The 20,506-nt window shown below is 63.7% G+C and carries 22 protein-coding genes; 5 read left to right on the forward strand and 17 right to left on the reverse strand.

Annotated features, from left to right (window positions below; translation table 11 throughout):
• Window positions 1-229 precede the first annotated feature (229 nt).
• Window positions 230-1,288 carry a hypothetical protein gene (locus ILT42_RS15710; RefSeq protein ID WP_204216564.1) on the forward strand — a complete coding sequence of 353 codons (1,059 nt, stop codon included), beginning with the start codon at window positions 230-232 and terminating at the stop codon, window positions 1,286-1,288.
• A 101-nt stretch (window positions 1,289-1,389) separates the two neighbouring features.
• Here the strand turns inward: ILT42_RS15710 and ILT42_RS15715 are convergent, their stop codons facing one another.
• From ILT42_RS15715 to ILT42_RS15760, 10 genes are all read right to left on the reverse strand, one after another.
• A complete protein-coding gene (locus ILT42_RS15715; protein WP_204216565.1) occupies window positions 1,390-1,752 on the reverse strand; it encodes a hypothetical protein in 363 nt (120 codons plus the stop codon).
• Window positions 1,753-1,892: 140 nt separating this feature from the next.
• Window positions 1,893-3,326 carry a pyridoxal phosphate-dependent decarboxylase family protein gene (locus ILT42_RS15720; RefSeq protein ID WP_204216566.1) on the reverse strand — a complete coding sequence of 478 codons (1,434 nt, stop codon included), beginning with the start codon at window positions 3,324-3,326 and terminating at the stop codon, window positions 1,893-1,895.
• Between the two features lie 122 nt (window positions 3,327-3,448).
• Window positions 3,449-4,378 (reverse strand): dihydrodipicolinate synthase family protein, encoded by a 930-nt coding sequence (locus tag ILT42_RS15725; RefSeq protein WP_229428714.1) that lies wholly within the window; start codon window positions 4,376-4,378, stop codon window positions 3,449-3,451.
• A gap of 26 nt (window positions 4,379-4,404) precedes the next feature.
• Window positions 4,405-5,394, reverse strand: coding sequence for an ABC transporter ATP-binding protein (locus ILT42_RS15730; RefSeq protein WP_204216568.1), 990 nt, complete (start codon window positions 5,392-5,394; stop codon window positions 4,405-4,407).
• Window positions 5,391-7,085, reverse strand: a complete 1,695-nt coding sequence (locus tag ILT42_RS15735) for an ABC transporter permease subunit (protein WP_204216569.1) — start codon at window positions 7,083-7,085, stop codon at window positions 5,391-5,393. Before ILT42_RS15735 ends, ILT42_RS15730 begins: the two co-directional genes overlap by 4 nt.
• 2 nt (window positions 7,086-7,087) lie before the next feature.
• On the reverse strand, window positions 7,088-8,218 hold the full coding sequence (locus ILT42_RS15740) for a M24 family metallopeptidase (RefSeq protein WP_204216570.1): 1,131 nt from the start codon (window positions 8,216-8,218) through the stop codon (window positions 7,088-7,090).
• Between the two features lie 4 nt (window positions 8,219-8,222).
• Window positions 8,223-9,260 (reverse strand): ABC transporter substrate-binding protein, encoded by a 1,038-nt coding sequence (locus ILT42_RS15745; RefSeq protein ID WP_204216571.1) that lies wholly within the window; start codon window positions 9,258-9,260, stop codon window positions 8,223-8,225.
• Between the two features lie 58 nt (window positions 9,261-9,318).
• Entirely contained in the window at window positions 9,319-10,029 is a 711-nt protein-coding gene (locus ILT42_RS15750; protein ID WP_204216572.1) for a type 1 glutamine amidotransferase, read from the reverse strand.
• Window positions 10,030-10,057: 28 nt separating this feature from the next.
• Window positions 10,058-10,756 carry a GntR family transcriptional regulator gene (locus tag ILT42_RS15755; RefSeq protein WP_204216573.1) on the reverse strand — a complete coding sequence of 233 codons (699 nt, stop codon included), beginning with the start codon at window positions 10,754-10,756 and terminating at the stop codon, window positions 10,058-10,060.
• Window positions 10,757-11,029: 273 nt separating this feature from the next.
• Window positions 11,030-11,464 (reverse strand): hypothetical protein, encoded by a 435-nt coding sequence (locus ILT42_RS15760; RefSeq protein ID WP_204216574.1) that lies wholly within the window; start codon window positions 11,462-11,464, stop codon window positions 11,030-11,032.
• A gap of 187 nt (window positions 11,465-11,651) precedes the next feature.
• Here ILT42_RS15760 and ILT42_RS15765 point away from each other — a divergent pair, with 187 nt between their 5' ends.
• From ILT42_RS15765 to ILT42_RS15775, 3 genes are all read left to right on the forward strand, one after another.
• Window positions 11,652-11,882 (forward strand): hypothetical protein, encoded by a 231-nt coding sequence (locus ILT42_RS15765; RefSeq protein ID WP_204216575.1) that lies wholly within the window; start codon window positions 11,652-11,654, stop codon window positions 11,880-11,882.
• A gap of 295 nt (window positions 11,883-12,177) precedes the next feature.
• A complete protein-coding gene (locus tag ILT42_RS15770; protein ID WP_204216576.1) occupies window positions 12,178-13,269 on the forward strand; it encodes a transporter substrate-binding domain-containing protein in 1,092 nt (363 codons plus the stop codon).
• A gap of 205 nt (window positions 13,270-13,474) precedes the next feature.
• The gene (locus ILT42_RS15775) at window positions 13,475-13,972 is read left to right on the forward strand and encodes a hypothetical protein (RefSeq protein WP_204216577.1); all 498 of its coding nucleotides are present in this window, start codon (window positions 13,475-13,477) and stop codon (window positions 13,970-13,972) included.
• 115 nt (window positions 13,973-14,087) lie between these two features.
• Here the strand turns inward: ILT42_RS15775 and ILT42_RS15780 are convergent, their stop codons facing one another.
• A complete protein-coding gene (locus tag ILT42_RS15780) occupies window positions 14,088-15,386 on the reverse strand; it encodes a M10 family metallopeptidase C-terminal domain-containing protein (protein WP_204216578.1) in 1,299 nt (432 codons plus the stop codon).
• Between the two features lie 411 nt (window positions 15,387-15,797).
• On the opposite strand from ILT42_RS15780, the gene ILT42_RS15785 reads away from it, so the two are divergent.
• Window positions 15,798-16,244 (forward strand): helix-turn-helix domain-containing protein, encoded by a 447-nt coding sequence (locus ILT42_RS15785; protein WP_204216579.1) that lies wholly within the window; start codon window positions 15,798-15,800, stop codon window positions 16,242-16,244.
• Here the strand turns inward: ILT42_RS15785 and ILT42_RS15790 are convergent.
• The 6 genes from ILT42_RS15790 to ILT42_RS15810 all read right to left on the reverse strand — a co-directional run bounded on the left by ILT42_RS15790 (window position 16,216) and on the right by ILT42_RS15810 (window position 20,303).
• On the reverse strand, window positions 16,216-16,797 hold the full coding sequence (locus ILT42_RS15790) for a PAS domain-containing protein (RefSeq protein ID WP_204216580.1): 582 nt from the start codon (window positions 16,795-16,797) through the stop codon (window positions 16,216-16,218). The two genes, ILT42_RS15785 and ILT42_RS15790, sit on opposite strands and share 29 nt — an antisense overlap.
• Window positions 16,798-17,013: 216 nt before the next feature.
• Window positions 17,014-17,223 carry a DUF6894 family protein gene (locus ILT42_RS15795; RefSeq protein WP_204216581.1) on the reverse strand — a complete coding sequence of 70 codons (210 nt, stop codon included), beginning with the start codon at window positions 17,221-17,223 and terminating at the stop codon, window positions 17,014-17,016.
• 19 nt (window positions 17,224-17,242) lie between these two features.
• The gene (locus ILT42_RS23105) at window positions 17,243-17,374 is read right to left on the reverse strand and encodes a hypothetical protein (RefSeq protein ID WP_267874470.1); all 132 of its coding nucleotides are present in this window, start codon (window positions 17,372-17,374) and stop codon (window positions 17,243-17,245) included.
• A 175-nt stretch (window positions 17,375-17,549) separates the two neighbouring features.
• On the reverse strand, window positions 17,550-18,107 hold the full coding sequence (locus ILT42_RS15800) for a hypothetical protein (RefSeq protein ID WP_204216582.1): 558 nt from the start codon (window positions 18,105-18,107) through the stop codon (window positions 17,550-17,552).
• Between the two features lie 11 nt (window positions 18,108-18,118).
• A complete protein-coding gene (locus tag ILT42_RS15805) occupies window positions 18,119-18,865 on the reverse strand; it encodes a DUF2092 domain-containing protein (RefSeq protein ID WP_204216583.1) in 747 nt (248 codons plus the stop codon).
• Between the two features lie 856 nt (window positions 18,866-19,721).
• Window positions 19,722-20,303, reverse strand: a complete 582-nt coding sequence (locus ILT42_RS15810; protein ID WP_204216584.1) for a cytochrome b — start codon at window positions 20,301-20,303, stop codon at window positions 19,722-19,724.
• Window positions 20,304-20,506 lie beyond the last annotated feature (203 nt).

Here is a 20,506-nt window from a genome sequence, read left to right on the forward strand (position 1 = left end):
ACGGTCTTCCAGTGCTTCTGAATGTGCTGATGCAGTGTCAAATGGGGTTCGTTAGGCACTGCTCCGCTCCGGTTGGGATCCTGTCCGTCGTCCTTATCAAACGGCCGGGCCGAATCAACCCAAACTCGAAGAACGAACCCCACGACCGCCGCATCGATGATCCTCCGGGAGAGGCTGGTGCGGCACCAATCGCGTCTGACCTTCCGCCGATCGCTCCGGAGACCTCGCCATGCCCACTACCCCCCGCCGCGCCCGTCCTTGCATCGACCGCGCCGCCCTAGCGCTTGTCGGGAGCCTGCTCGCGGGCAGCGCCTCGGCGCAGGCGCAGCAGCCGAACTACGAGCGCTTCCGGGAGGGTGTGTTCCTCCGCTACCTCAACGCCGAAGCCGGTCCCATCGCGCGCGTGCCTCAGATCGGCCTGTCCTTCGGCGAACGGACCCACCGGGCCGACTTGGATTCCGGCTCCACGGGGGTGGTGGTGGCCTCGAGCCTGATTCCGGATTTCGACCAGCTGCCGTCCTCCGGCGAGGGTCGGTTGACCTACACGAGTTCCGGACGGGTCATGATCGGCCAATGGGTCACCACGCCGCTCGCCCTGATCGGTCAGGACGGCGCGCAGGTTGCCACCCAGGCCATGCCGGTTCTGGCGGTGACGCGGGTCGAATGCCTGCAGGAGGCGCGGGATTGTGCGCCGACCGACGATCCGCGCAACATCGCCATGGTGGGAGTCGGCTTCGCCCGCGAGCACGACCGCCAGTCCCAGAGCACGCCCGACAAGAACCCCTTGCTCCAGGTCGCGGCAGGCGGGCGCGAGCAGCGGCACGGCTACATCCTGACGCCCCAGGGTGTGCATGTGGGCCTGACGGGCGGCAACGTGACAGGGGTCTTCCATTACATCAAGTTGGACCGCCAGCCCGATGCGCCGGATTGGTCGCCGGTTCCGGCCTGCATCTCCCTCAACGGCCGCACGCCGCCCGCCTGCGGGACGATGCTGGTGGATACGGGGGTCACGGCCATGTTCATGACGGTGCCGCCGAACCAGGCCGGCGACGCGAGGCGGGAGCTTCCCCAGGGTACACAGGTGGCCGTCAGCGTTGGAAATCCCGCGCGCAGCCTCCCGCTCTACAGCTTCGAGGTCGGCGGCTCTTCGCTTCTGGCTCCGGAGGGCACGCATCTGAATGTGTCGGACGCGCGGGTCTTCGTGAACACCAGCTACCATCTCCTGAACGGCTTTGACGTCCTCTACGACGCGGACGGCGGCTATGTGGGCTTCCGCCGGCGGGACTGATCGCCTCGGCTGCGTTGCCTGGACCGGCCTTGACGAAAAAGATCCCGCGTGGCGGGGCCTTCTTCGTGGCGCAGGGCTTGGCGCCGAACGGTGCCTGCGGCTTACTTGAGATCCGGCGCCGCGGCGTCGGCCGACACCTTCGGGCGTGCCTGCCGGGAGCGGCGAATCACGACACCGTCCGCGCCGGGGGCTTTCTTCGATGAGGTCCGGCGCGTCTGTCCGGCCGTCTTCCCGGGAACCTTCTCGGCCTTCGTGGCCGGGGAGGCGGGCGCGTCCTTGGTCCCATTACCGCGTAGGCCCAAAAGTCCCTTCTGCAGGTTCTTGAGCAGACGCTCCGCTTCCGAAAGGGGCTCTTCCTGAGCAACGAGCTTCAGGAGCGTCTTCTCGAGCTTCTCGGCCCGCCGGATCGCTTTCGCGAGGATCGCGGGAACGTCGGAAGCCTCATTCTTCTTGGTTTTTGCCATTGTGAACCTGCCGGATATGTGTCCGGCCGCTCCGTTAGCAGGCAAACAGACGGGCTTCCAATGAAGTTTTGATGTCAGTTCAATGACGTAACTCAGTTCGCTATCTGACGGGAGGCTGCTGCGCAGGATCGCGGGTCCGGTCACGACGAGGGGCGAATCCGGCGCCAAGCGCCGATGATCGCGCCGGCGGCCCTCTCGATGTCGGATCGCGTGGTGCCGTAGGAAATCACCGACATCCGCATCACCCAGAGCCCTCTCCATCTCGCGCCGCCTGCGAAAAGCGTTCCGTCGTCTTGGATCCGGCGGATGGTCCGAAGGGTCAGATCGTCTCCCGCCGGGCTCGGCTCATCTGCTCCGAAGCGGACGATCACCTGGTTGAGCACTACGTCGTTCAGGATCGTAATTCCCGGCTCCCGGCCCAGGAGTCCGGCAAGCCGCCGGGCCATGGCGCAGTGGCGTTCCACCATCCGGGCGATGCCCTGCCGCCCGAGATGCGAAAGCATGGCCCAGGTGGCAAATCCCCGCGCGCGACGGGAGAGCTCGGGCACGTAGTGGGATGGGTCGCGCTCATCCCCTCCGGCCCCGGGCAGATAGCTGGCCGCGATGATCATTGACCGTCTGTGCGCCTCCGCGTTTCGAACGATGGCGTATCCGCAATCATAGGGAATCTGGAGCCATTTGTGCCCGTCCGTCGCCCAGGAATCGGCCAGCTCGATGCCTTCGCCAAGATGAGCCAGGGGAGGGCAGGCGCGGGCCCACAAACCGAAAGCCCCATCCACATGCACCCAGGCGCCCTGGTCTTGAGCCAAGCGGACGATTGCGGCGTGATCGTCGAAGGCACCCGTATTGATCTGCCCGGCCTGCGTGATCACGATGGTCGGCCCCCGGCAGGAAGCCAGAGCCGTTCGCAGGGCGTCCGGCTGCATCCGCCCCTGGTCATCCGCCGGGATCCGGATGACCCGTCCATGGCCCAACCCCAGGAACTGCAGGGCCGAGAACACGGTCGTATGGGCATCGGCCCCGATGAGCACGTGGATGGGCGGAGCGCCGAAGAGCCCATCGCGCTCCACATCCCATCCCGACCGGCGCAGGACCTCGCCACGAGCCGCGGCCAGACAGACCACATTGGCGACGGTCGCGCCCGTGACGAATCCAACCGAGGATTCACGGGGCAGGTCGAGGAAATCGAGCAGCCAGCGGGCCGAGACGGCCTCGGCGGCTGCCGCCGACGGGGCAGCGGTGTGGTTGCCCGCATTCTGCCCCCACGCAGCCGCGAGCCAATCGGCCGCGACTCCGACCGGGTGCGATGCCCCGATCACCCAGCCGAAGAACCGGGGTCCCGTGGTGGCGTGGAGCCCCGGTGCGGCGCGCTCCTGCAGATCGCGGATGACGGTCTCGGCTGGCTCACCCGTTTCGGGCGCGGGAGCCTCGAAGGCGGCCAGGGCCTGCGCATAGGTGCGCTCCGGCCTTTGGGGGCGCCCGCCGATCGTGGACCGGAAGCGCGCCGCATCGGCCGCGACGGCCTGGAAGATCCGGCTCAGCACCCCTTCGTCCGCCGCCTCCGCGTCGTCCATGGCCCGTGCTCTCAACCCGTTGCGTCCGGGAAGGATGAAGCGAGAGCCCCGGAACCGCAAGGCGGGTTAGCCCGAATTGCCGGCTCCCGCTCGATGGGTATCGCGCCCGCGGCCCGCTTCGATCAGCCAAGAGCCTCCAGGCGTCGGGTTTGGCGGGCGATGAGGCGCTCGACGTCCGCGACGTCGCTCGGCGACAAGGCCCCACCCGGCTTTCGCAAGGTGGCCGAGGCCAGCGCTCCACGCTTGGCCAGGATGTATTTGCGGATCGACAGGCCCAGGCCCGGCTGCTGCTCATATCGGGCCAGCGGCAGGTAGGCATCGAATACATCCTGCGCCCGGTCGGGATCGCCCGCGGCGTGATGGCGGACGACGTCGCGCATCATTTCCGGATAGGCGAAGCCCGTCATGGCGCCATCCGCGCCGCGCGCCATCTCTTCCGGCAGGAACATGCCGCCATTGCCGCACAGGATCGAGATGCGCCGCCCGCCGGATTGTTCCGACGCCGTGCGAAGAGCCGAGATCTTCGAGAGGCCCGGCCAGTCCTCGTGCTTGAGGCAGACGCAGGTCGGGATCTGCTCGACGACGGCCTGGATCACCGACACCGGGATCGTGACCCCGGTCGCCAGCGGGAAATCCTGGAGCACAAAGGGGACGTCACCGAGAAAGTCGGCCGCTTGCTTGTAATAGGTGAGGATCTGCTGATCGCTGCGAAGGGATGAGGGCGGCGCGATCATGACACCGGCCGCACCGTCGCTCATCACCATGTCGGTCAGGGCCTTCATCTGGGCGAAGCCGGGCGCCGACACGCCCGCCACCACCGGGATCCGCCCGTCGACCTGCTTCAGGATTCGGCGGACATAGGCTTGGGACTCGTCGATGGTGAGCTTCTGCGCCTCCCCCATCATGCCCAGCACGGTCAGTCCCGTCGCGCCGCGCTCGAGGTAGAAATCCACCATCCGGTCCGTGCTGTCGAGATCCAGGGCGCCGTCCTCCCGGAACGGCGTGACCGCGATGACGTATACGCCCGAGGCGTGCTCATTCAGGAGGGGCAACATGATCTCCGTGGAAACGTTGGAAGTTAGGCGGCGAGGCGCATCGCATGGGCTTGATCGTAGCCGACCGTGATGACGTCCCCTCTGTTCATGTCGGGAATGTCGGCGTCGGTCAGAACGGTGAGCTCGCGGCCGTCCGCCCTCAACACCAGCCGGTACCCAGTGCCCATGAAGATGATGTTCTCGACCACCGCCTCGACCTGCCGATCCGACACCCGCGCCGGTTCGCCGACCCTCATCCGCTCCGGCCTGATGGCGATCTCCGCCTCCCCGGAGGCAAGGAAGTTGCACTCGCCGAGGAAGCTCGCCACGAAACGGCTGTTGGGGCGGAAGTAAAGGTCCCGCGGCGTGCCGACCTGGACGATCCTTCCCTTGTCCATCAGGGCGATCTTGTCGGAGAGAAACAGGGCTTCTTCTTGGTCGTGGGTCACGTAGATGATCGTGACGCCGGTCGAACGATGGAGGTCTTTTAGCTGCAGCTGGATCGACTTGCGCAGGTTCTTGTCGAGTGCGCCGAGAGGTTCGTCCATCAGCAGGATATCAGGCTCGATCACGAGCGCGCGGGCCAGTGCCACGCGCTGCTGCTGTCCGCCCGACAGCTCACGCGGGAGACGCTCGGCGTAATCCCCCAGGCTGACGAGTTCCAGGGCCGCCTTCACGCGCCGGTCCAGATCGGCCGCGCTCATCCGGCGCATCTCCAGGCCGAACGCGATGTTCTTCCTGACGCTCATGTGGGGAAAGAGCGCATAGTTCTGGAACACCATGCCGATATTCCGCTTCGAGACCGGAACCGGGCCGATGTCCCGTCCGCCCACCATGATGGACCCCGCGTCGTAGTTCTCGAATCCCGCAAGCGTCTTGAGCAAGGTCGTCTTGCCCGAACCTGACGCCCCGAGCAGCGTGCAGAACTCCCCGGGCGCGATGTCGAGGGAGACATCCGCGAGGGCTTCGACCCGGCCGTAGGTTTTGCGCAGGTTGCGGATCAGGACCGGCTTTCCGGAAGGCATCGATGTCATGGCTTTTTCCGCGAGATGAGGAGGTTGGCCGCAAGGACGAGGACCGTCACGATGATGATGAGGCCCGAAGCCGCGATGATCGTCGGATCGATCTCGTGGGCGACGCCCTCATACATGAGCTTGGGAAGCGTGCGGCTGCGGACGTTGGTCAGGAAGAGCGCCAGAACCACGTCGTCGAACGACGTGATGAAAGCGAAGATCGCGCCACCGACCACGCCCGGCATGATGCAGGGCAGCATCACGCGCCGGAACATGGTGAGCCAGGACGCGCCGAGTCCCTGGGCGGCGAGTTCGAGGTTCCGATCGAACGAGGCCAGCGAGGCGCGCACCGTGATGAACACGTACGGGCTTGCCAGCACGATGTGCCCGAGCGCCAGACCCCAGATCGTGCCCACGAGGCCGGCCGGGACGAGGAGGTAGTATAGCCCGATCGACAGGATGATGACGGGCACGATCATCGGGAGGATGAAGACCGCCTCGATCAATCCGCGCCAGCGCCGGTCGATCCGGGTCAGGCCGACGGCCGCCGCGGTGCCGATCAGGAGCGAGACCGCGACCGTGATGCCGGCCACCTGGAGAGAGCGCGTCAGCGCGTTCATCCATTTCGAGGCCGTGAAGAAGTTCTCGTACCACTGAAAGCTGTAGCTTTCGGGCGGGAAGGTCAGGAACGAGGACGACCCGAGGCTCATCGGGAATACGATCAGGATGGGGGCGATCAGGAAGGCGGCGACGAGGAGGCCGAGGGCGACCGATACCCATCCGCCGGGCGAGCGGCGATGATCGGTTCCAAACGGTTCGGCCGACTTCCCGCCGCTGCCCGAGATCAGGCGCTCCAGCCCGAAGATCCTCTGGAACAGCGCGAACAGGCCCAGGGCGACGGCCAGCAGGATGATGGCCAGCGCCGCCGCGAAACCCCAGTTGAGTTCGCGGGTGATGTTGTTGGCGATCATCTGGGCGATCATGGTCTGGCCGGGGCCGCCCATGAGCGCAGGCGTGATGTAGAAGCCGACGGCGTTCATGAACACGATCATGGCGCCCGCCACGACTCCGGGAGCCGTCAACGGAAGGATGATGCGCCGGAACGTCGTGACGGGGCCCGCGCCGAGGCTTTCGGCCGCCCGCACGGTCGAGACGTCGAGCGCTCGGAACGAGGCGTAAAGGGGGAGTACGACGAACGGCATCAGGACATGCGTCATGCCGATCAGGACGCCGGACAGATTGTAGACGAAGGCGATGGGTGCATCCGTCAGGCCTGATCCCATCAGCATCTGGTTCAGGACGCCGTTGCTTTGGAGGAGGATGATCCAAGCCGTCGTGCGGACGAGGGAGCTCGTCCAGAACGGCAGCAGAACGACCACGAGAAGGATGTTGCGCGTGGTGTCCCGCGACGTCGCCATGAGGTAGGCGAGCGGATAGCTCATGACAACGGCGAGAAGCGCCACGGTTCCTGAGATCGTCAGGGTGGTCAGCAGAACCGAGCGGTAGACGGGCACCTCGACGGCTCGGACGAAATGCTCGAGCGTGAAGGCGCCGTCTCCGAACGCCGACTTCAGGAGGGTCGCAACCGGTATCAGGAAGAGGAATACGAGAACGATGAGGAAAGGCAGAACGCCGATCCAGCCGCCCGGGATGCGGAAGGGCCGGCGCTCCGCACCCACCCGCATCGTGACGCTCATGCCTTGCTCGCTCATCGTCAGCTCACGAAGAGTTGTCGCGGAAAGTTCGTGAGACGCTCGTAGCCCGTATCCGTGATCGTGATCGTCTCAGACATGCCGAAGCCGCGTGCCAGAATGTATGTGTGAAAGGTCATCCCGGGTTCGAACGTCCAGGCCGAGCTCGGCTCGGCCTCCAGGGGCTCGCCTCCATTGGGCGCGAGCATCAGTCCGACCGAGTAGAACGTCTTGTTGGTGTAGGTTTCGCGCAGTCCGGACGAGAGGGCCCCATCCCGGTAGATCGCGTCCGGCACCGTCGCGCGCACGCCGGGTCCCACGGCCGCGATGGCGTCGTCCTGGATCGCGATCAGCTTCTCGACGATGCGATGCTCCTCGTCCGTGGCGGTCTCCACCTTGATGGGCCGCATGAAGCGGGCGTGGTAGTGACGGACATTCGGCGTCGTCTCGAGCTGGACGATGTCCCCCCGTTCGAGAACGCGGTCCGAATAGCCTCCGTGGAGATGGTAGGCGCGCTCCCCGGACGACAGGACGCCCGGCCCCGGAAGATCGCTGCCCGCGCGAATCATGGCGGCGCAGATCTCCGCCGCCATTTCACGCTCCGTTGCACCTGTCTTGGCGCTGGCAATGCCGGCCGCCATCCCGGCCTCTGCTGCCTTAGCGGCCTTGCGCTGATACGCGACCTCGGCCGGCGACTTGATGATGCGCATGGCCGAGGTCATGCGGCTGACATCGGTCCAGCTCGCTCCCGGGATGGCTTCCTTCAAGGCGTTGAACCGTCCGACCGTCAGCGGCCAGGCCTGCATCTCGACCGCGATCCGGGGAGTGGGTCCGAGAGCCTCGAGGACGGCGCGGCTGGCAACGGCGTTCTTGTCGTCCGAGTCGGTCCACATGACACGCTTTGGAAAAACGCAGGTCGAGTCGAGGTAATACTCCTCGACGTCACGGCAGAACAGAACCGGATCGCCTTCCACCGGAATGATGGCGAACTGAAAGGATGAGTAGCCCCGCGTGAAGAACCCCGTGAGGTAGGTCACGGTCTCGGGCAGAAAGGCGATCAGCGCGTCGAGTTGGTTCTCGACCAGTTTCGCACGCATCTTCTCCACCCGCGCGAGATATTCCTCGCGCGGGAACCAATAGGCCTTCGTCACCATCAGATCAGTCCTTCAGCATCGCGGTGTAGGCTTCGCTCGCCTTCGTGCCGTTCTTGGCCCACCAGGAAATGTCCAGGAACAGGGCGTTCTTCAGGCGCTCGGCCGTTGAGGGAAGCCGTTCGGCGCGCTTGGCGTCGATGAACGCCCACGCCTTCTCTGTCACGGGGCCGTAAGCCACGAACTCGCTCAGCTTCGCGTTGTTCTCGGGCTTCACCACGTAGTTGAGGAACTTGACGGCGGCGGCCTTGTCCGGGGCTCCCTTGGGGATCATGAAGAACCCGACCTGCGGAATCTGCTGCTCCCACGACATCTTGATCGGCAGGTTGGAGTCGATGCCGCCCTGGAAGCGGCCGTTCCATCCGAACGCCATCACGGCCTCGCCGGACCCGAGCATCTGGACGGGTTGCGCTCCGCTGGACCAGAAGGCCGCCACGTGCGGCTTGAGGGCGCGCACCTTGTTGAGGGCGCGCTTGAGGCCCTCCTCGGTCGAAAGAACCTCATAGACCTTGCCCATCTCGACGCCGTCGGCGATCAGGGCCGCTTCCAGCACCGTCTCGGCCTTGTCGGGAAGCGTGCGCTTGCCGGGGAACTTTTCGACGTTCCAGAAGTCGGCGAACGTCGCGGGCTGCGGCTTGCCGTCCGGGAATGCCTTCGTCGAGAATCCGATGAGCGACGAGAAGATTTCCGAGGGGACGCCATAATCGTTCCGGGCTCCCGGAATGACGTGGTCCTGGTTGACCATGTCGGGCGTGATCTTCTCGAAAAGGCCGAGGTTGACGCCGCGCATCAGCGTTCCGCCGCCGCCCGTCACCACATCCCATGTGACCGAGTTGGTGTCCACCATGGCCTTGATCTTGGCGACCTCCGGCTCGGTATCTTCCTCGACGCTGATGCCGGTCTCCTTCGAGAAGGGCGTCAGCCACACCTTGCGGATGGCCTCCTGGTAGGTTCCGCCCCAACTGGCGAACACCATTTCCTCGGCAACGCTCGCGGTGGTCAAAAGGGAGGCTGCCGCGACCGCAGCCAGTAACATCTTCCTCATACTGGTTCTCCTCTGGTTGTCTTGAACATCGGCCACCTTGTTGTTGATGGTTCGGTGGTCAGGCAGCTGCCTTTTCCCGGCAGAAGTCCGCAAACTTCGTCAGCATGGTCTTGGCGGCCGCCGCCTCGTCCGCCGTGGCGTTGAGCTGGTCGATGCTGGCTCCATCTAATTCGAGACGCTCGCGGCATTCCTCGAACCAGACCTTCGATTGCTCGAGCGTGATCTCGGGATGCCCTTGGATGCCCCAAGCCGGAACTTCCCGGTGGCGCCAGATCTGGTTCGGGCACAGGTCGCTCGAGGCCAGGATCTTCATATCCCGATGACCATCGCGCACCTCGTCGTTGTGCCAGACGAACATGTAGACGCTGTCGCCGATATCCGACGCGATTTCGTCCTCGTGAATATCAGGCGTCGTCGGGAGCCACTTGTAGCCCACCTCGCAGAAGGGACGGCGGAAGACCTGATCCCGGCCACACAGCGCTGAGGCCAGGATCTGGCTTCCGAAGCAGATGCCCAGGATAGGAATCTCGCGCTTGGCGGCGTCCTCGATCAGCTGGTGCTCGCGGTGAATGAACGGGACGTCGTCGAAGGCCGCGTGGGGGCTGCCCGACAGGAAGATGCCATCGTACTCGTCGAGGGAGTTCGGAAACTCGCCGTTGTAGGCCCAGTAGCGATCGACCGTGAGGCCGAACGACTCGAAACGATCGTCGAGCCTGGCGACGGACTGCTTCTTGGGTCCGTTTTGCAAAAACAGAAGGCGGCCTGACATCGGTGATCCTTTCTTGAAGACGTCGAATTCAGTGGGTCGGCTCATTGGAGCGGCCCGAGATGAAATCGAGAATGCCCTGCCGGGCGTGCTCGATATGCTCCTGCATGAGCGCGGCCGCTCGGTCGGCGGCGCCTTCCTCCATTGCGGCAAGAATCCCGAGATGCTCGGCTTTGCCGGGATCGAAGCGCCTGGGGATGCGCGTCAGCCCGAACATGCGGGTCCGCTCCCGGAGATCCCTGATCATGCGGTAGATGAGGCGGTTGCCGCTCGCCTGGGCGATGGACAGGTGAACCATGTCGTCGACCGACCAATGTTGGTCGCCCGTCACCGACTCGACCGTTCGCATGCCGTCGATGGCGGAGCGGATCTCGTCGATCCGGCCTTTCGGGATGCGGCCTGTCGCCAGGCGCACGGCCTCCGCTTCCATGACGCGGCGAACCGCGAGGATTTCCATGATGTCCTCGACGGAGATCGTATTGACCACGAGGACGCGGCCTTCGCGCCGGAGAAATCCTTCACCCTCCAGGCGGCCGAGCGCCTCCCGGACGGGGGTTCGCGAGAGGCCCAGGCGTTCGGCGAGGCGCCGGTCCTGAACGATGGCGCCGCCGCTGAGTTCCCCTGACAAAAGCATGGATCTCAGCTTCTCGCACGCGAGATCGGCTAGGGTATCGCCACTTTCAGTATAAGTAGATATATCCACTGATGCGCCCGAGTTATCGATATGCATTTGGTATACCAATAGGATACCGAGTCAAGGTGATAGGGCATTACAATTTGAGCAGCGTTGCTTAAAGTATTCGCTCTTGCACAATTTCGAGGCGATGATCGGCGAAGCAGAGGTGGCGCCTTTCCGTAGTTTCTTACATGAAAATTGTCCTGGTGAATGGGGTTGTACCTTAGGTCAAAGCTGAGCTTGCTTTTGGGTTAGGACACGTTCGCGTGACACAAAACGACGACCCGCCCCGTCCGGAGAGGGACGGGCCCAAAAGGACACTCATGTTTAATCCTGGGAGGCCTGCCCAGGGCGACGACGGCCCATGCCGGCTTGGTGGTTCAGGATCGCGATGCTGCGATCCACCTCGATGATATGCAAGGCTCCGATGTCGCGCACCATGTCCCAGCCATTGGGGAGGGCAAACTCATTCGGAATCCCGTCCGTCGGACACCGCAGTCTCGCGAGGCTTGCGCGCTCCGACACGATCGCCGCGAGCAAATTGTCCCAGGGCTGCACCGTCGCCTCTCCGAGACTTTCGAACGCAACCAAGTTGCCGGAGGTCACGGCTGCCTCGTAGGGAGCCAGGACAGCCTCCAGCCTCGACTGCGCCTCCGCGATACGCTGGGCGGCCGCCTGACGGGACGCGCCGCAATCCTCCGCGACGGCCGGGCGCAATGGGACCCAGAGGACCAAACAACAGGCAAAGACGAGAGCACGCATGGTCTCCTCCCCGGTTCGAATCCGAGGATTCTCGCACGAAACGATCAGCGCCCCTGTGAAGGGCATCACAGTGATGGTGGGAGTTGAGCATGAACGAGCGGCCGTGCGCTGTTAAGGTGCCTCCCATGATTTGCGGGCCCGCTGGGGCGGGAGCGGTCGCGGCTACATGGGACGGTCAGGCCACACAGTGACGCCACAGCTTTCCGAGTGCGACGAAGAGCAGGCAACCAAGGATCGTCCACAGGACGATCTCGGAGGTGGCCTCCGGAAAACTCTCAGCGTCGTGAACATCGTGCACCAGCGTTTCGAAAAGTTCGTAGGCCGTCCCAAGAGTGAATCCCGCAAGGGCGCCGGCAAGACCGTGGCTCTGAGCGGGCTGGAGGGTGTCGCGGGCGTGATCCCGCTGGAATGGCAGTGACATTGAGGCAGACCCCCTTCAGAGCGCTCTTGTGCAACGGGCGCGCAAGCAAACGTCCCCCCGCGGCAGTTGTTACGGTCCGACGACAAAAATTCGTGCATCCGGGTTCAAGAGCACGATTCCGGTGCGAGGTTCCTCGGTCTTGAGGACGTCATCGGCTCTGTAAGCATTGAGCGTTTACGATAGTCGCGCTCCGAATCCTGTTGCAGGCGGATTTCAACTTTCGGAACGGGTGGGCCCGATATATGGCTTTGACTGTTCCCCGTCCGCCCCCAACCCTCGAGTAGCGACAGACATGGTCATCCCTGGCTTCCGGCTCTTCTGCTTGCTCGGCCTCATCCTGATCGCATCGACGGCCGGCGCGCACGCGCAGCAGCCCGGTCCTCAGCCGGCCTTGAAGGTCGGCCTTCACGTCAGCCCCCCGTTCGTGATGGAAAATGCCAAGACGAACCCCCAGGGCATGGCCGTCGAGTTGTGGAAGGATGTGGCGGCCAACGCCGCGCTCCCGTTCGAGTTCCAGACCTTCGACACTGTCGCGGATCTGCTGAGAGCCACCGAGAGCGGAACCTTGGACGTCGCGGTCTCGAACCTCACCATCACGCATGAGCGTGCGCGCCGGATGGACTTCACGCAGCCTTGGTACGATGGAGGACTGAGGCTGCTGGTCGACGCCAACGCATCAGGCAGCGCATCGGATACCCTCCAAGGTCTGTACTCGATGGGGCATCTGCGCAATTACGCCATTCTCGGGATTCTCATCATTCTGGCGACGGTTCTCCTCACACTGTTTGACCGTCGCTTCGATTCCGACTTTCCCAAGAGATGGGCGCACGGGCTGTCCGAGAGCTTCTATCATGTCATCTCGATGGTGACGTCCGGAAAGGCGTCGAGGAAGAACCTGTTCGGCTCGTTCGGCAAGGTTCTGTCCGCCTTCTGGATCGTGTGCGGGGTCGGCGTCGTCGCCTATGTGACGTCCTCCATCACGAGCGTGATGACCGCGGACGCCATCACCCGGCAGATCGACGGCATCTCGGACCTGGGAGACAGGACTGTGGGCGTTTTCACCGGCAGCGTCGCGGAAAGCTTCGCGCGGGAAGCCGGTCTCCCGTTCAAGTCGTTCAGCGATATCGATCAAGCTGCCGCGAGCCTGAAAAAGGCTGAGGTCGCGGCCGTTCTGGCGGATGCTCCCGTGTTGGAATATTACGCTCATTCGCGTCCAGAGATGGCCCTGGAGGTCGTCGGGACTCTCATGCATCCCGACAAGTACGCCTTCGCTCTGCCCTCCAACAGTCCTCTGAGGCGCGTGCTGACGGCCGAAATTCTCCGTGCGAAGGAGCAGGGGACACTGGCCGCGCTGAAGACGAAGTACTTTGGCGGCCAGAACTAATCTCCGCGCGCGCCTATGTGGGACGATCGCGGGCACAAGTTTTGGTCAGCCGCGATCCGCGGCTGCGCCGAACGTCTCGCGGCAGACCAAGCCCATCTCAGGACCACCCTGTTCCAGCCGGATTCGAAATTGCCTGAGTGGCAATCTTTCACTACGTTGCGTCTGCGATTGCTGCAGCCGTGCTTCGCTTACAGGACACCCCCCCATGAAAAAATCGCGTGCTCTTCTTGGTGCCATGGCGCTGATCGCGTCCGGACTTCCCGTTCAAGGGACGTTTGCTCAAGGGTTTTCCTGCAAGTCAGCGACCGATGCGGGCAAGGATGCGCCGGCATTGACGGGACTGATCGATCAGCGGACGGGCCGGACATCCGATGCCCGCGTCGCAGCCTTGGTGCAGCAGTATCAATCGAACGGCATCGGAAGCGGCGACATCGTCAATCGCCTCGTCAATGGCTACTGCGTGAACGTCGCCGGCATCGGCGGGTTGTCCGATCGCCAGAAGGCGGAGCTCACGCGCCAGTTCGCCCGGCAGGTGACGGGATACGTCTATGCGGATGCCTCGCTGGGGCCGATCTCGATCCTGGTCGACGTGCCTTTGAGCCAGGAGATGCTGGACCGCGTCGACGCCTCGGCCTCTGCGAAGGGGGTATCTCAGGGCCAGTGGATCAGGGACGCGGTCGAGAAAGCCTTGACGGCGAACTAGAGTCGGCCGCGATCCAAACGGCGTCGAGACGGCGGTGTATCACACCGCCGTTCGAATGCAGGATCTTCAGCCGGTCTCAAGGCCCGCGGGGCGACCGTCGGACGGCCGCCGGTGATCAGAGTGTGAAATATCCCTTGGCGATGTGAGACAGGCCTTTCACCGCGATCGCGAAATCCGCCAACCCGTCGCCATTGACGTCTCCCTGAACCTGACTGCCGCCAGCAACTTTCTGGATTCGTAACTCGCCCGCTTTTCCATGAAAGTCCGCCGCGCCGATGTATTTGAAGGCTTGGTTGCCGGCTTTGAGGACATTGGCGTCGATACCTTTGAGGTCGATCCTGTCCTTCTGCTGGGTCGAGAAGTCGTAGATCGTGTCGCGCCCCTTCGCGGCGACCGTTGAATCCTTGAGCGTCTTGAAAACGAACGTGTCGGCGCCGGAGCCCCCATAGAGCTTGTCCGCGCCGCGGCCGCCCACGAGTTGGTCGTTGCCGGCATAGCCCCGAAGTGTGTTCTTGCTGCCCGTGCCCGTCACCGTATCGTGCCAGGCGAAGCGGATGGCATCGTAGCTCGTCGGGTTCTCCAGGATGTTGGCGATGAGTTGCTCCACCTCGGCATCGCTCAGTGAGCCGGTTTCGCTGAAGGCAGGGTCGTAGGATTGGCGCAGCGCGGCCGCATAGTGAACGAGCCGGTGATAATCGTTGGCGGCCACCTCCAGCATCGCGATCCCGGCGGCCTTCTGCGCATCGCTATTGCCAGGCGCCAAAAGGGCATTGGCCGCATCGAGAACGAAGACGCCGCTGAAGGGGCCGACATAGGTTGCCGATCCGAAGCGGACGATATCCTGGCTGTAGAGGATGTTGGTCTCGGAGAGCGTCGGGGCCGAGTAGTTGCCGACGGGGTCCCCCCACTCGACGTAATTGATCAACTGGGATTGCGCGTTGATCGGAATCGCGTCGGATGGAATGCCCGGTGCGCCGTAGGTTTCGCCCCCCATGCCCATCTGGGCCGCCACGTAGAGGGCCTGAGCACCGCCGAGGGAATGGCCTGTCACGAAGACGTTCTCGCGCGAGATGCCCTGTTCGGCAGCGGCCGCGATTACGTCCTGAGTAAAGCTCATGGCGTCGTCGTAGGCCGGCGGTTCCTGGCCCAGATAGATCTGGATGTCGGCCAGGATCTGGGCGGCTGCGAAGTCTCGATTGGCCTGCCCCTTCGTGAAATCAGCCAGGTTCGTGCCTTCGAATGCGACGATCACCTGGTTGGCGGCTGTCAGGAAGGCCGCGCCGTAGAACCCCGAGCCGACGTCCAGGGACGTCATCTGCTGGCCGTCGACCAGGAAGGGAGACTTTGGCGCAACGGACCCTTGCGTATAGGTCCAGCCGGCAGCGTAAATGAACTCGGACGTCGTTGGGCGCATCGGGTCGTTCTCCTGGCCGCCCATTGATACGGATCTTCCTCAGGAAACAAAAGATAAGCTTAAGTCGGTGTGCGGCCGAATTCTGGTTGGGAGTGCTTGAATGCATCAGTCCAACCTTCGGAGTGACAAGGAAAATTCCTACATATATTATGTAATGTTGTATTTTTACTGTTCGGGCTTATCGTCTGAGTGGAATTCTATTTTGGATCCGAAACGATCTCGCGACGAAGGGTGTCGGGCTTGGAAAGCGCTCGTCGGTGGTTTTGGCTTTCGAAGCCGATGGATCTTTTGGAGCAAGGCCACGTCTCGAAAGATGAAGGCGCTTGTCGAAGACATGAAAGCGCCACGGTTGTTCCGCCGTTTGATCGTTCGTGTCATCAAGGTGTCCGCCTTGCGTTTCTGGAGCGATGCATGCCAACAACGAAGAGTCCGTCAGCCCTCGATCAGTTCATCGGGCAAAGGATCCGCACGGCCCGCGTCGCCAAAGGCATGTCGCAAGAAGGCTTGGCCGACCAGCTGGGTCTGACCTTTCAGCAGCTGCAGAAGTACGAGAAAGGCGTCAATCGCATCACGGCCGGCCGTCTCGAGGAGATTTCCCGGGTCCTGGGCTGCCCGCTCCTGTGGCTTTACGGTAAGGATGAGGATGTCGGGATCCTGCCGACACCCCATCAAGTGCTGGCGGAACGGATCGGCTTGCTGAGCCCGCCGCAACAGGCGGCTCTCAAGCAGATGACGGACGCGATGCTGAACGTCGCCGGGGCCGAGAGGCCCGAGGGGTCGGCGCTCCGCTCCGGCGCGCCCAAGAGGGGACGCCCGCGCAAGGAGGCGCTCAAGGCGCGATCCGAATCCGCCCCGTGACGTCGCGCCCTTCGACCAGAATGCCGATCCGATGGCCGTGTTCGTTGACGATCGGCTTGTAGGCAACGTCCACATGGCGCTGTTCCAGCGGGCCGTTGCGGCGCATGCGGATCCGTAGCGGCAGCGTTTGGCCCAGAAACGGCTGTCCCGTCTCGTAGGCCTCCTCGATCAGGTCGAGGAAGCCCTGCTCCTTCAGTTCCGGAAGGGCTTCCCGGATGGGCCGGTCGATGACGGCCCGATGTCCGGTGAGAAAGCGATGGGCTTTGTTGGCCATGTGAAACACGTGTCGCGGCCCCGCAAGCACGGCCAGAAAACCCGGGGGGTCCAGGTCCAGGGCGGCCGAACCGCCCGTGGGCGCGGCCAGCGGAACCAGGCCCAACCCTCCCAATCCCATCGCGGCCTCGCCTATCGGCCGGAAGCCCGGCGAGCCGATCACGAGCCTGGCCCTGTCTCGAAACGCCTCCTTGAGGAGCTCGGGCTCTCTGTCCCAGCCCCGCGCATTCTCGGCCGTCAAATAGAAGGCACGAGCCATGTTGTCGATCTCATCGTGCATGTGCATCTCCCATCAGCACGACCGGTCTGTGGTAGCAAATCCTTGGGTGAGTATTCCTAGTTGAGCGCCACCTTCAATTGAACTAGGGCTATACTCCCACAGGCGTCAACGCTCTCATTTGAGAATTTCCAGTCTGAGACTGGTCTCAAGACTTACCCATTGGTCGAAGGCTTTCGGGCGTCTCGTGGCGGTGGGTCGCGACCCCGGCCGACCTCATCACAGGGTGATGGACAGCAGCACCGCTCCGGCCTGATCCACGCCGGTGAGGCGCCAGCCCACCAAGTCGGCAGGCTTCTCGACTTCCTCGCGCAGTTCCACGATGGCGCTCATGGCCTGCGCATAGGCCGCTTCGATGGTGGAAACCTCGACGCCGTGATGATCCGTGATCTGCTCGATTTCATTCACGAGGTGAAAGTAGCACCGCATATCTTACAGGGTCCTGCGCTTAGAGAAAGTAGAGGGCAGCGGCGAGCGGGCCGACGATGAGAGCGAAACGGCCATAAAGGCGCCCGGCCAGCTCGGTGGTGAACTCGAGATGGTAGCCATCGTGGGTCTCGATCAGTCTTCTCTCTTGCATTGCATGACACTGCAATAACACAACCTAGAGCAGAAGATAGACCATTGTTTGAGACAGGCCCCCTCTTGTTTTCCCGCGCCATCGCCCAGTTTCCGCTGCCTCGCATCCTCAACAGGCTGCGAGGCGTCCGAGGCGCTGCTGTTCCGATCGCAGGGCCTCCGGGGATCCAGCAAACCTACTGCGCCAAGAGCCGCAGGCAGGTGCCCGCCTTCTCGGCTGCGGGACGGGCGTTGGACTGGCTAATCTTTCCCGCCATCACGAGGGAGCGCGTCTGCTCCGTGACCGTGTCGCGCAAGGTGTCCAGACCCTTCATGCTTCGCACGGACGCGTCGTAGATCATCTTGGAGTCGGAGGGGAGGCCCTCGGCGCATTTCGACGCGGCGGCGTTGGGAGGACTCGCTTGCGCGAGCGTAGCCGCCGAAGCTGCCGGGGTTGCGGCAGGTGACGCCGTCGAAGCTGGAGGCGGAGCCGGTGGGGCGGCGACCGTGCTTGCGGCGGCCGCCAATCCACCAACGGCCGCCCCGGCGGCTGCGGCCCCTATGACGGCGCCGGTCGGGTAAACGGGCGCGCACCGCCAGCAGCGCGGATAGTACACGTCGCGCGCCACCAGGGGAGGCCGTACGCCCCCGACCGCGACGCCTCCGCGCCATCCTCGGGCGACCCAGAAGGCATCGGCGGGAGCCGCCGCGGACATGAGGGCTGCAGCGGCCAGGAACGGAAGATAACGGTTCATCATCATCTCCTTCAAAGTCCAGGCTGCGCAAACGGCACTGGTTTTCCTTGGGCTGTATGCGCCAGCGAGAACGTCTTGCCTGGAATGGGGCGGTCGAGACTCCAGCCCGAGAAGGTCACGCTGTTGCGCGGCCTGCCGGGCGTGTCCGTTTCGGTGACCGTCAACTGGCGCGGGAGCCGATCCTTGGCCCCGACCCAGATCTGCCCCTGAGCCCCTGGAGCCGTGAACGCCACGATGTCTGTCTCGACGCCGCCAACCATTCGGGTGCGTCCGACGACGAAGGCTCGGGTCAGCCCTTCGGTCAATCCCTTGGCCGGATCGGACAACAGCATGTCGGCAACGGCCTGAGTCTGCCCAAACGCCTGCACCTCCGAGCGAAGGGTGTCATCGAGGGTGGCACCCGCCGGTGCGGTTGCCACGGTGCCGTCTCCCGATCTGAAAAGCACCATCGTCCGGCCGTCGGTGAGAAACTCGATCCGGGGTCCGTCGCCTTCGGTAATGACCCGAAGCCGATGGGGGCGCTGCATCTCGACCTTGCTGCGCTCGGTGAGAAGGATCGATTGTCCTTCCGCATTCGGCACGTCATGGGTGGCTGTTGCGGTGAAAACCATGGTTCGGGCCGAAGCCAATCGGTCTCCGGCCGCCTTGAGGATTTGAACGGCCGCCGGATCGACGAGGGGCGCCGCGGGTTGTGCTTGCCCTGGCGAGGACGCCACGGCTCCGAGAACGAAGGCTGTCACGATCACGACATACTTCATGGTGTGGCCTCGTGTGCACATCCGCCGACCCCGCCCGAGCCAGCGCTCAGCAGGTCTCGTAGGCTAACGATCAATATTCGAACCTGAAGCGTGCCCCGTTATTGCCGTTCGAATAATCCACACGCCGCATGGCGGGCCGGATCGAACTCGTACAACCAACAGGCCGCATCATCTTTCCTGTCGTTAAGCTTGTCAATTATTTTGATGGCTACCGGCATTGGCGACATCAGCATGCGGAAAACAGCAGCAGATCATGGGTCCGCCGCCCAAATTTGCCGGATCTACTTTCAGTCCGACGTCGCGGCGTGCCCGGCTCGTCACCACAGGGCCGCTGATGGGCGTCTTATCCCTAAGGTCTTGTCCGCTACCGGCCGGAGCGACAGGGTGCCATATGATGAGGGTGACCCGGCCCCCACCATGCTTTCGGGGCCTGGTCCTTAGGTCGGAAGCCATCGGACCTTCGGATCATATCCGAAATGCCGAGTGGAAGCGGGTTCATCGGCGTCGTATTCTCTTGGACATACGGCGCGCCACGGCAGAACTGATCACTCTCGACCGGAACCTAGCGGCTCCCGCACCGAACAGAAGGCCCCGCTGCCACGGCGGGGCCTTCCTGTTTTCAGGAGAGGTTGGCCGCCTCGGGAGTGCTGTGAGTTCCGGCGGGGACGTAGGGCAGGGGGTTCAAGGCGTGGATGACAACCAAACCAGATCGGCCGGAACCGGTCGCCGGTCCATTTGCGCGGCTGCCGCCGTTCGCGTCCTCGCCCCCGAACGCAAGGCAAGCATGCATGATGGGGGCTTTATGCCTTCGCAAGACACCACCTGACTTGCGTCAGATCCCGCCGAGCGCGGCGCGTCACGCGCCCGGTTTCGCGCCAGACGTCGCGCGAGGTTCTCCGAACACGGGCCACATCCGGGCCAGCACCTGGTCCTGCCGCACGAATCGGTGCGCCAGCGCGGCGCCCGCATGGATTGTGACCAGTCCTCCGAGAGCGAGCCCGAGACCGTTGTGCAGGGTCCAGAGCGCCTCGGACAAAGCTTCGTTTTTATCCACGAGCTTTGGCAGGGTCACGGACCAGAAAACGTCCATGGGTTCACCGTAGGCATTGGTGCCGACCCAGCCGATGATCGGCATCGCCAGGATGATCCCGTAAAGCGCCATGTGGACACCCTCGGCCAGGACGCGCTGATAAGCCGGTAACGCGGACGGGAGCGGAGGCGGCCGATGGGTCAGACGGTAGGCGATCCGGATCGCGATGAGTGCCAGCAAGAGGATGCCGAGCGACTTGTGCAGATTGAACAGCCACGTCTGAAAGGCGTCCCAGGGCAGGTAGTTCACCGCTATCCCCAAAGGCACCATGCCGATCACGAGCACGGCCATCGTCCAATGCAGCAAGCGCGCGGGGAATCGATAGCGCGTGGAACTCGCAAGGGGCATGTGCAAGGCATCTCAAGGGGGTGCAGCAAGACCTTAGCCGACCCCCACAAGCCAAGCCAGCAGTTTCAGGTCTCGCGCTCCCGTGCCGCTGGTGCCCTTCGCCCTTGGCTGCAGCTCTTTTAGAACTTCCTCGTGTCTAACTTCACGGTGTTCAATATAGACGTCGCATTGCCCGTAACTTGCCCAAGCCGCTCGGCGGAGGA

Source organism: Microvirga pudoricolor, from assembly GCF_016892705.1.
Taxonomy (GTDB): Bacteria; Pseudomonadota; Alphaproteobacteria; order Rhizobiales; family Beijerinckiaceae; genus Microvirga; species Microvirga pudoricolor.

Bases quoted from the DNA above. Each gene is read 5' to 3' on its own strand.
- ILT42_RS15775 (WP_204216577.1), top strand. From the start codon at position 13,475: ATGAAAAAATCGCGTGCTCTTCTTGGTGCCATGGCGCTGATCGCGTCC.
- ILT42_RS15720 (WP_204216566.1), bottom strand. From the start codon at position 3,326: ATGGACGACGCGGAGGCGGCGGACGAAGGGGTGCTGAGCCGGATCTTC.
- ILT42_RS15805 (WP_204216583.1), bottom strand. From the start codon at position 18,865: ATGAAGTATGTCGTGATCGTGACAGCCTTCGTTCTCGGAGCCGTGGCG.
- ILT42_RS15760 (WP_204216574.1), bottom strand. From the start codon at position 11,464: ATGCGTGCTCTCGTCTTTGCCTGTTGTTTGGTCCTCTGGGTCCCATTG.
- ILT42_RS15790 (WP_204216580.1), bottom strand. From the start codon at position 16,797: ATGCACGATGAGATCGACAACATGGCTCGTGCCTTCTATTTGACGGCC.
- ILT42_RS15750 (WP_204216572.1), bottom strand. From the start codon at position 10,029: ATGTCAGGCCGCCTTCTGTTTTTGCAAAACGGACCCAAGAAGCAGTCC.
- ILT42_RS15735 (WP_204216569.1), bottom strand. From the start codon at position 7,085: ATGAGCGAGCAAGGCATGAGCGTCACGATGCGGGTGGGTGCGGAGCGC.
- ILT42_RS15795 (WP_204216581.1), bottom strand. From the start codon at position 17,223: ATGCGGTGCTACTTTCACCTCGTGAATGAAATCGAGCAGATCACGGAT.
- ILT42_RS15710 (WP_204216564.1), top strand. From the start codon at position 230: ATGCCCACTACCCCCCGCCGCGCCCGTCCTTGCATCGACCGCGCCGCC.
- ILT42_RS15730 (WP_204216568.1), bottom strand. From the start codon at position 5,394: ATGACATCGATGCCTTCCGGAAAGCCGGTCCTGATCCGCAACCTGCGC.
- ILT42_RS15770 (WP_204216576.1), top strand. From the start codon at position 12,178: ATGGTCATCCCTGGCTTCCGGCTCTTCTGCTTGCTCGGCCTCATCCTG.
- ILT42_RS15800 (WP_204216582.1), bottom strand. From the start codon at position 18,107: ATGAACCGTTATCTTCCGTTCCTGGCCGCTGCAGCCCTCATGTCCGCG.
- ILT42_RS15740 (WP_204216570.1), bottom strand. From the start codon at position 8,218: ATGGTGACGAAGGCCTATTGGTTCCCGCGCGAGGAATATCTCGCGCGG.
- ILT42_RS15810 (WP_204216584.1), bottom strand. From the start codon at position 20,303: ATGCCCCTTGCGAGTTCCACGCGCTATCGATTCCCCGCGCGCTTGCTG.
- ILT42_RS15745 (WP_204216571.1), bottom strand. From the start codon at position 9,260: ATGAGGAAGATGTTACTGGCTGCGGTCGCGGCAGCCTCCCTTTTGACC.
- ILT42_RS15785 (WP_204216579.1), top strand. From the start codon at position 15,798: ATGCCAACAACGAAGAGTCCGTCAGCCCTCGATCAGTTCATCGGGCAA.
- ILT42_RS23105 (WP_267874470.1), bottom strand. From the start codon at position 17,374: ATGCAAGAGAGAAGACTGATCGAGACCCACGATGGCTACCATCTCGAG.
- ILT42_RS15715 (WP_204216565.1), bottom strand. From the start codon at position 1,752: ATGGCAAAAACCAAGAAGAATGAGGCTTCCGACGTTCCCGCGATCCTC.
- ILT42_RS15780 (WP_204216578.1), bottom strand. From the start codon at position 15,386: ATGCGCCCAACGACGTCCGAGTTCATTTACGCTGCCGGCTGGACCTAT.
- ILT42_RS15755 (WP_204216573.1), bottom strand. From the start codon at position 10,756: ATGCATATCGATAACTCGGGCGCATCAGTGGATATATCTACTTATACT.